Below are 12,348 nucleotides of genomic sequence, written 5' to 3'. Positions count from 1 at the left end.
TCCGCCCGCCGCCTATGCTGGGCGGATGGATCTTTCCTTCCGGTTCGCCGCCGAGTCCGATGTGCCGAACCTCGTCGCCCTGGTGGAGTCGGCGTACCGGGGGGAGGCCAGCCGGGCGGGGTGGACCACTGAGGCGGACTTCCTGGACGGCCAGCGGACCGACGCCGACGAGGTCGCCGGCCTTCTGGAAGACGCCGACAGCCGGGTGCTGGTCGCCGCCGTCCCGGACCGGCCGGACGAGCTGGTGGCCTGCTGCCACATCGAGAATCGGGGCGACTACGCGTACTTCGGGATGTTCGCGGTCCGCCCGGGTCTCCAGGGCGGCGGCGTCGGCAAGGCCGTCATCGCCGAGGCGGAACGCGTCGCCGTCACGGCTTTCGGCGTACGCGAGATGCACATGACCGTCATCTCCGTCCGCGACGAACTGATCGCCTGGTACGCCCGGCGCGGCTACACGCGTACGGGCAAGACGACGCCGTTTCCGTACGGCGACGAACGCTTCGGTCTGCCCAAGCGCGACGATCTGGAGTTCGAGCTGCTCATCAAGCCACTGGCGTAGCCACTGTGTCCAGAGTGGACGAACGGACTTGTCGTATCTGATGCGGATTAACAGCGAAAGCTGTAGGTTATTCGCGTGGTACCGAACGTCGCTGCGCTGTGGTTTCTGCTCGTCCTGTTCGCCGTCTACGCCACCGGCTGGCTGATCGTCCCCGGGGTTCGGCGGTGGACACGTGACACCGCCCGGCTGCGCACGGCGACGGTCCTGCGGCGAGAACGCTTGTCCACCCTGGCCGTCGAATCCACCCGGTACGCCGGAGAGGTGACCGTCGCGGCCGACCGCGCCGGCGCGCGGGAGACCCGGCTCCGGGAGCTGTGGCACACCGCCCAGGCCGAGCTGGAACAGGCCGGTCAGGCGTACGACGCGGCCGACGAACGCTGGCGCCGGCTGACCCTGGCCGCCGCCGTCGAAACCGAGACGGAGCAGGACGAAGACCTGTCCGGCCGCGTACGCCACCTCCGCCGGATCGTCACCGAGGCGGCCCTGCGCGGGCAGGTCTCCCCGCTGGCCCTCGGCGACGCGGTCGCCGGACGCGACGGCTGGGATCCGCAACGCCCGCTCGCCGACCAGGAGCGCCAGCTGAGCCGGGTCGTACGCCAAGCCAGCGAATCGGCGTACCGGACGGTCACCCTGCGCGAACGCAACGCGTGGGAGGCGTACGTCGCCGCCGCCGACCAGGCTCGCAGCCTGCGCCGGGAGGCCAACGCCGCCGGCGAACGGGCCCAGCACGCGTTGTCCCTGCTCGCCCCGGCCCGAGTGCAGCCGCAACCGCTCACCACGGCCGCCTGGAACTCCCCGACCCAGGTGCTGACCGTCGCTCGCCGCCAGCCCTGAGCGCTCGCCCGCCCCGAGTCTTGCGCGGCGCACCCCCGTTGACGCCGGCCCCTTATGCGTTGATCATGGAGTTTGCACCCCTGACACGCCGCCGAGACCACAGTTAACTCCATGATCAACGGCCCGTGCGGCGGGGAGAGCGGCGGGGAGGGCGGCGGGGAGCGAGCGGGGCAAGGGAGGGGAGCGAGGGTGGCGAGCGAGTGGATGATCTACGGCGCGTACGGCTACACCGGTGAGCTGATCGCCCGGGAAGCCGTCGTACGCGGTCTGACCCCGATCCTGGCGGGCCGGGACGAGGCTCGGCTGATTCCGCTCGCGGCGGAGCTGGGTCTCGACGCGCGCGCGTTCCCGCTCTCCGACGCGGCCCGGCTCGACGAGGGCCTGCGCGACGTCGCGGTCGTGTTGCACTGCGCCGGCCCCTTCTCGCAGACCGCCGCGCCGATGCTCGCAGCGTGCCTGCGTACGGGGACGCACTATCTCGACATCACCGGCGAGATCGACGTCCTGGAGCGCGCGTACTCGCTGGACGAGAAGGCGCAGCAGGCCGGGATCGTGATCTGCCCGGCGGTCGGCTTCGACGTCGTGCCGACGGACTGTGTGGCCGCGACCCTGGCCGCCGCGCTGCCCGGCGCGACGCATCTGCGGCTCGGGTTCGACACCCGGTCGGCGTTGTCGCCCGGCACGGCGAAGACCACTGTGGAGGGTGCGGTCGGCGGCACCCGCGTGCGCCGGAACGGCCGTCTCGCCAGGATCCCGATGGGCAGCCTGACGCGCACCGTCGACTTCGGAGTGGGGGAGAAGCTCGCGGTCGCCATCCCGTGGGGCGACGTCGCCAGCGCGTACCGCACGACCGGCATCCCCGACATCGAGGTCTATCTGCCCACCTCGCGCAGCCAGATCCGCGGCCTGCGGCTCACCGAGATCGCGCGGCCGGTCCTGAAACTCGGCGCGGTCCAGCGCGTGCTGCAGAACCGGGCGGGCAGCCGCCCCGGCCCGTCGCCCGAGACCCGCGCCAAGCGGCCGATGCACGTGTGGGGCGAGGTGACCGCGCCCGGCGAGCGCCGCGTCGCCCGGATCACCACGGCCAACGGCTACGACCTCACCGTCTCCGCGTCGCTGCCCGTGGTGGTCCGGCTCCTTTCCGAGGGGTACGCCGAAAGCGGCGCCCGGACACCGTCACAACTGATGGGGGCGGACTACGTCACCACGCTCCCCGGCTCCTCCGAGATGGTCCTCACCGAGTCCTGAGCCCATTACCTGGCAGGTAATCGACGTCATGACCTCCGGCGGCGACAGTAGGCGCATGAATCTTCTGCGTTTCGCGTTGCGGCTGGACGCCGGGGCCTCGGCCGGGCTCGGCGTCGTCATCCTCGCCCTGAGCGGCAAGCTCGACGAGTGGCTCGGCACGCCGACCGCGTTCGCCCTCGGGGTGGGCGTTTTCCTGCTGGTCTGGGCGGCCGGGCTCACGATCCTCGCGGCTCAGCGGGACATCTCCCCGGCCGGGGCGTGGACCGTGATCGTGCTCAACGTCGGGTGGATCGCGGCCAGCCTGGCGGTCGCGTTCAGCGGCGCGTTCGAGCTGACCGGGTGGGGCGTCGCGCTCTCAGCCCTCCAGGCGCTTCCCGTTCTGTTGTTCATCGATCTCCAGTACCTCGGTCTGCGTCGCGTCCGCGCCGCCGTCCGGAGTGGTGCTGGTGCCGTCGGCAGCGGGGCCGCCTGACGGCTGCGCCTTCGGCAGGCGTTCGGCGATGAGCAGGCCGCCGAGCGCCGCGATCGCGAGCACGAGCATCGCCAGGGCGTACGAGCGCTCCGGGGTGCGGGTGATCCCGGCGACGATGACCGTTCCGGCGACGGCGGTGCCCAGTGAGGATCCCAGGTTCGACACGCTGCGGGACAGTCCGGAGATCTCGCCCTGCAGCTTCTCGCCGAACGCCGACTGCACGATGTTCACCGACGGTGTGATCATCAGCCCGATGCCGACGCCGATGATGAACAGGCCCGGCAGGAGTGCGGGCGCGCCGCCGGTGGACCACGCCACGATCAGCAGCAGGGCGCAGACCCCGACGACGGTCACGAAGAAGCCGGTCTCGATGAGCGTACGCTGCGGCCACCGTTTGGCCAGGCGCTCGGCCAGCAGCGAGGTGCCGAGGATGCCGACCGTGGCGGCGGTGAAGATCAGGCCGGTCTGGATGGCGTCGTAGCCGCGGACCACCTGGAGGAACGCGGCGACCACGAACGAGGTGCCCATCAGGACGAGCCACTGGAGGTTCTGGGTGATCATGCCGAGGTTGGCGACGCGGCTGCCGAACAACCGCATCGACAGCAGCGGTTCCTTGCCCGCCGCCTCCGTTGTGCGTACATGCCGGAAGAAGAACCAGAGCACGACGATGCCGGCGGCGATCATCAGCAGCATGAGCCAGGCCTTCTTGCTGGCCAGCAGGATGCCCGAGACGATCAGGATGAGTCCCACGGCGGACAGGACCGTGCCGCGGACGTCGAACGCGCGGTCGGGCTGGGCCGGCAGCGGATCGGTGAGCCGGCGGCTCAGGACCACGATCACGACGATGACCAGCGCCTGGAACACGAACGCGGCCCGCCAGCTGATCGCGGACGTGATGAGCCCGCCGATGAGCGGACCGGCGGCCGCGCCGACCCCGGCCATGGCGCTGATCATGCCGAACGCCCGCGCCCGCGAGGTCAGGTCGGTGAAGTACAACGTGGCCAGGATGTAGACGGGCGGGATGAGCAGCGCCGTCCCGACACCCTCCAAAATGGAGTTCCCTAGCACCAGTACGCCCAGCCCGGGCGCGACCGCGCAGGCCAGCGCGCCGACGCCGTAGACGATCAGGCCCAGCTGGAACAGGCGCTTACGCCCGAACTTGTCCGTCAGCTTGCCGCCCGGGATCATCAGCGCCGCCATGACGAGGAGGAACAGCGTGATGGACAGCTGCACCCCGGCGACGGTCGTGTTCAGGTCGTGGCTGATGTCGCTGATCATCACGTTCATGTTGGAGCCGGCGAAGCTGCAGATGAACTGCGCCAGAGCCAACGGAACGAGCGCGCGGCTATTGGCTCGCATGGCTCAGCACCGGCTCGACCCACCCCGCGCCGTGGTCGAGCTGGAAGTCGAGGTTCATCGCGGCGCTGATCAGCGACAGGTGGCTGAACGCCTGCGGGAAGTTGCCGATCTGCTCGCCGGTCGGGGCGATCTCCTCCGAGTACAGGCCCAGGTGGTTGCTGTAGGTGAGCATCTTCTCGAAGGTCAGCCGGGCCTCTTCGAGCCGGCCCGAGCGCGCCAGCGCGTCGACGTACCAGAACGAGCAGATGGTGAACGTGCCCTCGGAACCCCGCAGACCGTCCGGCGAGGCCTCGGGGTCGTAGCGGTAGACGAGGCTGTCGGAGACCAGTTCGCTGTCCATCGCGCGCAGCGTCGACTGCCACAGCGGATCGCTGGGCGCGACGAAGCCGACCAGCGGCATGTAGAGCAGGGAGGCGTCGAGCACGTCGGTGTCGTAATGCTGGACGAACGCCTCGCGTTTGGGATGGAAGCCGCGGTCCAGGATCTGTTCGTAGACCGCGTCGCGTTGCTTGGTCCACCGTTCCAGGTCGGCCGGGCGGCCCTTGTCACGGGCGAGGCGTACCGCCCGGTCGAAGGCCACCCAGGACATCAGCCGGCCGTAGGTGAAGTCCTGCCGGCCGCCCCGGGTCTCCCAGATGCCCTCGTCCGGCTGGTCCCAGTTGTCGCACAGCCAGTCGACGAGACCCCGGACGTTGGTCCAGCCGGCGCTGCCGATGGTCAGGCCGTGGCTGTCGGCCAGATACAGCGAGTCCAAGGCCTCGCCGAAGATGTCCAGCTGCAGCTGACCCGCCGCGCCGTTGCCGATGCGTACCGGGCGCGAATCGCGGTAGCCGGACAGGTGGCCGAGGACCTCCTCGTCGAGGTCGGGCGAACCGTCCACCCGATACATGATCTGCAGCGGGTGGCCGTTCTTCGACGCCTTGACCCGGTCGTTCAGCCAGCCCAGGTACTGCTGCGCTTCGTCGGTGAAACCGAGGCCCAGCAAGGCGTACACGGAGAACGAGGCGTCGCGGACCCAGGTGAACCGGTAGTCCCAGTTGCGTTCGCCGCCGATCTGCTCCGGCAGCCCGGCCGTGGGCGCTGCGACGAGTGCGCCGGTCGGGGCGTACGTCATGAGTTTGAGCGTCATCGCCGACCGCTCGACCATCTCGCGCCATCGGCCGCGGTACTGCGAGCGGCCGATCCAGGTCCGCCAGAAGTCCCGGGTCTGCTCGAAGAGGGCCACCATCTCCTCCGGCGGGACGACGCGGGGCGGCCCGTCCGGCATCGTCTCGAGGATCATGCCGCCGACGTCGCCCGCGACCAGGTCGGCGAAGGCGGTCAGGCCGTGCTCCGTGCGTTGCAGGTCCCCTGGCTTGATCAGGACGCGATCCTTGCGCGAAGGGTTGATGTTGACCGTCATCCCCGCGCCCCGGAACACCGCGCCGTCCGGGCTGAAGTCGACCTCGGTCCGGGCGCGGCCGTAGTCGAACCGCGGTTCGCAGTCGAACCGGAAACGCATCTTGCCCCGGACGACGCTGATCATCCGGACCAGCCGGTGCTTGTCGGTCGCGATCTTCCCGTGGCCCTCGGCGATCGGCATGAAGTCCATGACCTCGCCGACGCCGGCTTCGCTGAGGAAGCGCGTGATGAGGATCGGCGTACCGGGCAGGTAGAGCTGCCGGGTCACGTACTCGACGCCCTCCGGCGCCACGCGCAGGTGCCCGCCGCGTTCGGGGTCCAGGAGGGCGGCGAACATGCTCGGCCCGTCGAACCGCGGCGCGCAGAACCAGTCGACCGTTCCGTTGGTGTCGATCAACGCGGCGGTCTGCAGATCGCCGATCAGGCCGTGCTCATGGATGGCCGGGCCCTGGGCGGCGCCGATGGGCATCGTCATGTGTTCAGCATTGCCCGGCGACCGCGGCCCTGTTCGGCGAATCGGCGAAGCGGGGGCAGACTGGCCCAGGTCGGTGCGAAGAAGGGGAGTGATCATGACGGCGTCCTCGCCCACGGTGGGTGAACTGCTGCGGCACTGGCGGTCCCACCGCCGGCTCAGCCAGCTCGACCTCGCCGGGCTCGCCGAGGTCTCCGCCCGGCACCTCAGCTTCCTCGAGACCGGCCGGGCCAGGCCGAGCCGGCCGATGCTGCTGCGCCTCGCGGAGAACCTCGACGTGCCGCTGCGGGAGCGCAACCGGCTGCTGCTGGCCGGCGGGTACGCCCCGGCGTACACGGAGAGCGAGGTGACCTCGCCCCGGATGGCCGGGGTGTGGCAGGCGGTACGCCAGGTGCTGACCGGCCACGAGCCGTATCCGGCGGTGGTGACCGACCGGTTCTGGCGCATGCTCGACGCCAACGCCGCGATCGACCTCATGACCGCGGTGGTGGCCCCGTGGCTGCTCGAACCGCCGGCCAACATCCTGCGCGCCGGGCTGCACCCGGACGGGCTGGCCCCGCACATCGTCAACTTCGGCGAATGGCGGGCGCACCTGCTCACCCGGCTGCGGCGGCAGGCGGCCGTCGCGGGCGACCCCGAACTGCTGGAGCTGTACGAGGAGCTGAAGGCGTACCCGTGCGACGATCCGGAGCCGGAGGTGGAGTCGCCCGGGTCGGGCGACGTGGTGACGCCGCTGCGACTGCGTACGCCGCTCGGCGAGCTGACGTTCTTCAGCACGATCGCCACCTTCGGCATCCCGGCCGACGTGACCGTGGCCGAACTGGCGATCGAGTCCTTCTTCCCGGCCGATCCGTTCACCGCCGACGTCCTGCGGGCGCGGCAAGCCGAGCGGTGAAGCGTGCCGGATCGATGAGACACGCGCGATAAGGGCACGACAAGCCGGGCGGAGGACGGCTAGCTTCACGTCATGGCGGAAGTCTGGCTGGCATACACGAAGTACGACGGTTCCCTGCACTGGCATCAGATGGCGCGCCGCCTCGGCGAGGACGAGCACGGCATCTGGCTCGGCGCGACCAAGGGGAGCGTGGTGCGCAAGGGACATGACGACCTGGTGACCGAGGCGGAGTGGGCGCACGTGCTCCTGATCCCGCACAACGCCTGGTGGACGGCGGCGTTCTACGCGCAGGGAGCGCGCAACGAGATCTACTGCGACATCGCCACCCCGGCGGTGTGGCCGCACGCCCGCGAGGTGACCATGGTCGACCTCGACCTGGACGTGCTCCGCATGAGGGACGGGCGAGTGCTGCTCGACGACGCGGACGAGTTCGCCGAGCACCAGGTGAAGTACGCCTACCCCGCGGACGTGATCGCGAACGCGTCGGCTGCCGCCGAGTGGCTGATGCGTGCGGTCGCCGAACGGCGTGGCCCGTTCGGCGGCGCCCACCTGCCGTATCTCGAGCTAGTCAGCGACTAGCTCGACCTCGTAGCCGTCCACATTCTCCAGATACGCCGCGTAGTGCTCCGGGCCGCCCGCGTACGGGTGGCGGTCGGCGAACATCAGCGACCAGCCGTGTTCGGGCGCGGCCGCGACGAGCCGATCGACACGGTCGCGCCCGACCACGGTGAAGGCCAGGTGGTTCAGGCCGGGCCGGAGCCGATCGTGCTCACCGGCGGCCAGCGCCGGACTCTGCTCCACCACGAGGTACGTCGGGCCGAGCCGCCAGCTGCGGCCGCCCGGCCAGTCCTGGAACTGCTCGTAGCCCAGCTCGGTCAGCAGCCAGCCCCAGCCGGCGACCGCCCGCTCGAGGTCGGGCACCCAGAGTTCGATGTGGTGCAGTGTCCCGGTCGCGATCTTCACGGGAGCCAGCCTAGAGGGCCGGTCCCCGCTTACGGAGGTCGTCCACCGCCGTCATGGCGTCGCGCAGTTCGGCGAGCCACTGGTCGGCGTGCTGGCCGACGAGGCGTACGCACCAGGCCAGCGCCTCCGACCGGGAGCGGGCCACCCCGGCGTCCACGAGCGTGTCGAGGACCTGGCGGTCGGGCTGGCGCAGCCGGGTCATCACCGGCGCCGACAGGGTGGTGAACAGTTCACGGGTGCCGCCGCAGACCACGCCCCAGGCGGCCTTGCGCTGGTACTTGTGCTCGATCTGCCGGGCGAACCGGATCCGCCGCTCGCGGGTCTCCTCCCGGTACGCGGCGATGCGGCCGCGCTCGGCGGCGGCCCGGTCGGCCTCGGACGCGTCCGCCGCGTGGGCGGGCTCGGCCAGGGTGCCGACGATGAGGATCTCGTCGCGGTCGATGACGATCTCCGCCGGTCCGGTGAACCAGTCGTCCGGCAGCAGGCCGGTGATCCAGGCCGGGGCGTCGTCGGCCGGCGGTGGTTGTTCGGCGCGACTCACTACTCGAATCATGCTTACATGATTACACCGTTGCGCGGCATACGTCGACGGACCGGCGTACGCCGACGGCGAACGGCGGCATCGTCTCGGGTCGGCTAGCAGGTTTCCGGCGGGCGCTGAACAGCTGACGTTGGTGGCCGCTTTGGCGCGGATGTCGCCTGTACAGGGCTGTGGAAGCACCTGCTGTGGACGTTAGCGTTACGGCCTCGTTTCGCAGCGTTAATCCGCAGGAGCAGGTATGCCGGACTTCAGATTCAACCCACCACCTGGGTGGCCTGTACCGCCGGTCGGATGGACGCCGCCGCCAGGCTGGCAGCCCGATCCGACCTTGCCGGCGGCGCCTCCGGGGTGGCAATGGTGGATCGACGCGAGGCAGTCGCAGCGAGCGCCAGAAGTCCCATCCCTGCCCGAAATTCCAGCCCATACGAGTCAGGCGATCGCGCCTCCAACAAATGAGGCGCGGGTGAATGGTGCGGCGCCAGCGCCGTCGCTAAATGGCCTACTGCCTTCGACTGGCTCCGCTGGCTTGTTCGGTCGAGGCAAGAAGCACCTGGAGGACGAGAACGCCCAGCTTCGCGATCAGATTCATCGCCTCCTAGGCCTGGATGCGACGGCGTTGGCTAATGAGGCAGCTGAGTTGCGAGGGGCCGTCACTCTTCTGCGGCAGGAGGCCGTCACACTCCGCTCGCAAGTCGACCAGATCCGGGCGGACCTCGTCCGTACGTCGAACGAGGCCGAGCTGCAGGAGGTGGGGATCTATACATATCAGCATCCGTTGGCGGACGCAGTGGCGTATAAGGCGCGCCTCGCTTCGCTGTCGGATCAGATCAAGACCTGGGCACGGGGGGATCAGGCAGTCGAGGCGGCCACTGGGTGGACGGTCAACGGTTCGCTGGCCGAGGGCAAGCGGATGGTCAAGGAGTATTCGAAGCTGATGCTTCGTGCGTACAACGCCGAGGCGGACAACTGCGTCGCGCGAGTGCAGCCGCACCGGCTACACACCACGATCGAACGGCTCGCGAAAGTCGCTCAGACCATCGAGAAGCTGGGCAAGACCATGAGCATTCGGATCGCGCCGGCCTATCACATGCTGCGTGTGCAAGAAATTCAACTGACGGCCGACTACCGGTCGAAGTTGGAGGAGGAGAAGGAGCGGGTTCGTGAGGAGCGCGAACGCATGCGTGAGGAGCGACAAGCCGCGCTTGAGTTCGAGCGTGAGCGAGCCAGGCTAGCCAAGGAACAGGCCCATTACCAGTCCGCGCTGGCAAAGCTGGTCGCTAAGGGTGACACCTCGGGCGCGGCGGACGTGGAGGAGAAGCTGCGCGAGATTGACGGTGCCATCGCGAGCGTCGATGCGCGCGAGGCGAACATTCGAGCCGGCTACGTCTACGTGATTTCGAATATCGGCGCGTTCGGACCAGACATGGTCAAGATCGGAATGACTCGTCGGCTTGAACCAGACGATCGCATTCGCGAACTCGGCGATGCGTCTGTGCCGTTCCGGTTCGATACACACGCTGTGATCTTCAGCGAGGATGCGGTGTCGCTGGAGTCGCGGCTCCACGCCGCGCTCGCCACGGAGCGAGTAAACCGAGTCAACCAACGACGCGAGTTCTTTTACGCGACGCCTGCGCGCGTCCGCGAACTACTCACAGACATCGCCGGTCAACACCTTCTTGAGTATCGAGATGTCCCTGACGCGTTGGAGTGGCGGGCCAGCGGCGCGCGTGGCGAGGTCAATATCTCGGAGCACAGCAGCTGATTTGAAGATCACCGGGATCCTAGCGGCGGTCTGGCAGGCAATAATGCGGGGATGAAGATCCCCGAGGAGTATCTGGACTGGCGGGCGAAGGGCGTGTGGCAGCCCGGTCCGCCGGTGACGCTCACCGAGTTCGCCGCGGCCCGGCACAACCTGTTCGGCGGGGCGTTCACCTGGCCGGTGATGGTCGCGCGGCGTACGGCGATCGACCACAACGTGCGGACCCTCGCGGACTACTGCGAGCGGCACGGCGCGCTGTTCGCCCCGCATGGCAAGACGACCATGGCGCCGTCGCTGTTCCAGGCGCAGCTGGACGCGGGCGCGTGGGCGATCACCGTCGCCACGCCGAACCAGGCGCTCGCGTGCGCGGCGCTCGGCGTACCGCGGGTGCTGCTCGCAAACGTGGTCGTCGACCCGACGGCGCTGCGGTGGCTGGGGTCGCAGCAGGACACGGAGATCCTCGTCTACGCCGACTCGGTCGCGACCGTCGAACGGCTGGCCGCCGCGGGTGGCCACTTCCGGGTGCTGCTCGAATGGGGTTACGCGGGCGGGCGTACCGGGTGCCGGACCGACGCCGAGGCGGTCGCCGTCGCACAGGCCGTGCACGACGCGCCGACCCTCGACCTCGTCGGGATCTCGTCGTTCGAAGGACTGCTGGCGACGCCGGAAGCGGCACAGTCCTTTCTGGACAGCCTGGTCTCGGCGACCAAGGCGATCGCCCATCTGCTCCCCGCCGACCCGATCGTGACGGCTGGCGGCAGCGCGTACTTCGACCTGGTCACGGCCACCCTCGGCGGGCAGTGGCTCGACGGGCGGCAGATCAGGCTCGTGCTGCGCAGCGGAGCGTACATCTCCCACGACGACGGGACCTACCGGCACAAGACGCCGTTCCTGCGCGTACCGGGGGAAGGGGCGCTCGACGCCGCCCTGGAGATCTGGGCGCAGGTGCTCGCCACGCCCGAACCCGGGCTCGCGCTCCTCGGCATGGGCAAGCGCGAGGCCCCCTACGACGAGGGCCTGCCGGTCCCGCTGCGGGTCCGCCGCGCCGACGGGCGGGTCGAGCCCGCGGACGGGCTCGAAGTCCTGCGGCTCAACGATCACCATGGGCACCTGCTGGTACGCGATGAAGGCGCGGTCGCCGTCGGCGACCTGGTCTGCCTGGGCATCTCGCACCCGTGCACCGCGTTCGACAAATGGTCGGTGATCCCGGTCGTCGAGGACGACTACACCGTCTCCGAGCTGCTGCGGACGTACTTCTGATGGCGGCAATGTCGATGGCGGCAATGTCGATGGCGGCAATGTTGATGGCGGCGTTGTTGATGGCGGCGTTGTGATGGCGGCCGCAGATCAGGCGGATCAGGCGGATCGGTTCGCCGACGAGCTGCTGGCCGCGTACGCGGTCCTCGATCCGACCAGCGCGGTCGTGGAGGCCGGGGCGAAGGAGCCCGAGCGGCTGACCGACTACAGCCCGGCCGGCCACCAGGCGCGGGCCGACTTCGCGGCGGCGGGGTTGCGGAAGATCGGCGCGCTGTCCGCCGAGTCCGAGTCCGAGTCCGAGTCCGAGCGCGATCGCCGGTTGCTCGACCATCTCGGTGAGCGGCTGGAGTCGCTGATCGAGTTCCACGACAGCGGCGAGGATCTGCGCGAACTGCACGCCGCCGCGACCGGGCCGCTGCAGATGATCCGGCAGTCGGTCGACGCGGCCGTCCCGGCGGGCGACGCCGACGCGGCCGATCGGGAAGCGGGCTGGGCGCTGGTCGCCGAACGGCTCGCCGACGTGCCTCGGGCCCTGGCCGGGTACGCCGAGAGCCTCGCCCTCGCGGCGGACCGGGGCCAGGTCGCCGC

Annotated in this window: 13 protein-coding genes; 9 read left to right on the top strand and 4 right to left on the bottom strand. The window is 69.7% G+C overall.

Features of this window, described 5'->3' with window-relative positions:
• The first annotated feature begins 25 nt into the window (after window positions 1-25).
• From AB0M47_RS13505 to AB0M47_RS13490, 4 genes are all read left to right on the top strand, one after another.
• A complete protein-coding gene (locus AB0M47_RS13505; RefSeq protein WP_363412564.1) occupies window positions 26-559 on the top strand; it encodes a GNAT family N-acetyltransferase in 534 nt (177 codons plus the stop codon).
• Between the two features lie 75 nt (window positions 560-634).
• Window positions 635-1,393: a hypothetical protein gene (locus tag AB0M47_RS13500; protein WP_363412562.1), complete on the top strand. Its 759-nt coding sequence runs from the start codon at window positions 635-637 to the stop codon at window positions 1,391-1,393.
• Between the two features lie 189 nt (window positions 1,394-1,582).
• A complete protein-coding gene (locus AB0M47_RS13495) occupies window positions 1,583-2,641 on the top strand; it encodes a saccharopine dehydrogenase NADP-binding domain-containing protein (RefSeq protein WP_363412560.1) in 1,059 nt (352 codons plus the stop codon).
• 55 nt (window positions 2,642-2,696) lie between these two features.
• Entirely contained in the window at window positions 2,697-3,113 is a 417-nt protein-coding gene (locus AB0M47_RS13490; RefSeq protein WP_363412558.1) for a hypothetical protein, read from the top strand.
• On the opposite strand, the gene AB0M47_RS13485 is transcribed toward AB0M47_RS13490, so the two are convergent.
• Entirely contained in the window at window positions 2,997-4,472 is a 1,476-nt protein-coding gene (locus AB0M47_RS13485) for an MFS transporter (protein ID WP_363412556.1), read from the bottom strand. The two genes, AB0M47_RS13490 and AB0M47_RS13485, sit on opposite strands and share 117 nt — an antisense overlap.
• A complete protein-coding gene (locus AB0M47_RS13480; protein ID WP_363412554.1) occupies window positions 4,459-6,348 on the bottom strand; it encodes a glycoside hydrolase family 15 protein in 1,890 nt (629 codons plus the stop codon). Before AB0M47_RS13480 ends, AB0M47_RS13485 begins: the two co-directional genes overlap by 14 nt.
• A 94-nt stretch (window positions 6,349-6,442) precedes the next feature.
• Between AB0M47_RS13480 and AB0M47_RS13475 the strand changes: the two genes are divergently transcribed.
• The gene (locus AB0M47_RS13475) at window positions 6,443-7,240 is read left to right on the top strand and encodes a helix-turn-helix transcriptional regulator (protein WP_253750818.1); all 798 of its coding nucleotides are present in this window, start codon (window positions 6,443-6,445) and stop codon (window positions 7,238-7,240) included.
• A 72-nt stretch (window positions 7,241-7,312) separates the two neighbouring features.
• Complete coding sequence (locus AB0M47_RS13470) at window positions 7,313-7,819, top strand: DUF402 domain-containing protein (protein WP_363412552.1); 507 nt, start codon at window positions 7,313-7,315, stop codon at window positions 7,817-7,819.
• On the opposite strand, the gene AB0M47_RS13465 is transcribed toward AB0M47_RS13470, so the two are convergent.
• Together AB0M47_RS13465 and AB0M47_RS13460 are read right to left on the bottom strand one after the other, a co-directional pair.
• Window positions 7,805-8,197, bottom strand: coding sequence for a VOC family protein (locus tag AB0M47_RS13465; RefSeq protein WP_363412690.1), 393 nt, complete (start codon window positions 8,195-8,197; stop codon window positions 7,805-7,807). The two genes, AB0M47_RS13470 and AB0M47_RS13465, sit on opposite strands and share 15 nt — an antisense overlap.
• A 16-nt stretch (window positions 8,198-8,213) precedes the next feature.
• Entirely contained in the window at window positions 8,214-8,756 is a 543-nt protein-coding gene (locus AB0M47_RS13460) for a hypothetical protein (RefSeq protein ID WP_253750812.1), read from the bottom strand.
• 451 nt (window positions 8,757-9,207) lie between these two features.
• On the opposite strand from AB0M47_RS13460, the gene AB0M47_RS13455 reads away from it, so the two are divergent.
• The 3 genes from AB0M47_RS13455 to AB0M47_RS13445 all read left to right on the top strand — a co-directional run.
• Window positions 9,208-10,506, top strand: a complete 1,299-nt coding sequence (locus AB0M47_RS13455) for a DUF4041 domain-containing protein (protein WP_363412550.1) — start codon at window positions 9,208-9,210, stop codon at window positions 10,504-10,506.
• Between the two features lie 51 nt (window positions 10,507-10,557).
• Window positions 10,558-11,763, top strand: coding sequence for an alanine racemase (locus AB0M47_RS13450; RefSeq protein ID WP_363412549.1), 1,206 nt, complete (start codon window positions 10,558-10,560; stop codon window positions 11,761-11,763).
• A 73-nt stretch (window positions 11,764-11,836) separates the two neighbouring features.
• A partial coding sequence (locus AB0M47_RS13445) for a DUF885 family protein (protein ID WP_363412547.1) occupies window positions 11,837-12,348 on the top strand: 512 nt, incomplete at its 3' end.

Origin of the sequence: Hamadaea sp. NPDC051192 (assembly GCF_040682475.1) — a bacterium.
Classification (GTDB): domain Bacteria; phylum Actinomycetota; class Actinomycetes; order Mycobacteriales; family Micromonosporaceae; genus Hamadaea; species Hamadaea flava.
This window is presented reverse-complemented; position numbering and strand designations above follow the sequence as displayed.

What these genes read in the sequence shown, in the direction of transcription:
- AB0M47_RS13505 (WP_363412564.1), top strand. Translation starts at nt 26, where the DNA reads ATGGATCTTTCCTTCCGGTTCGCCGCCGAGTCCGATGTGCCGAACCTC.
- AB0M47_RS13480 (WP_363412554.1), bottom strand. Translation starts at nt 6,348, where the DNA reads ATGACGATGCCCATCGGCGCCGCCCAGGGCCCGGCCATCCATGAGCAC.
- AB0M47_RS13460 (WP_253750812.1), bottom strand. Translation starts at nt 8,756, where the DNA reads ATGATTCGAGTAGTGAGTCGCGCCGAACAACCACCGCCGGCCGACGAC.
- AB0M47_RS13490 (WP_363412558.1), top strand. Translation starts at nt 2,697, where the DNA reads ATGAATCTTCTGCGTTTCGCGTTGCGGCTGGACGCCGGGGCCTCGGCC.
- AB0M47_RS13475 (WP_253750818.1), top strand. Translation starts at nt 6,443, where the DNA reads ATGACGGCGTCCTCGCCCACGGTGGGTGAACTGCTGCGGCACTGGCGG.
- AB0M47_RS13450 (WP_363412549.1), top strand. Translation starts at nt 10,558, where the DNA reads ATGAAGATCCCCGAGGAGTATCTGGACTGGCGGGCGAAGGGCGTGTGG.
- AB0M47_RS13485 (WP_363412556.1), bottom strand. Translation starts at nt 4,472, where the DNA reads ATGCGAGCCAATAGCCGCGCGCTCGTTCCGTTGGCTCTGGCGCAGTTC.
- AB0M47_RS13470 (WP_363412552.1), top strand. Translation starts at nt 7,313, where the DNA reads ATGGCGGAAGTCTGGCTGGCATACACGAAGTACGACGGTTCCCTGCAC.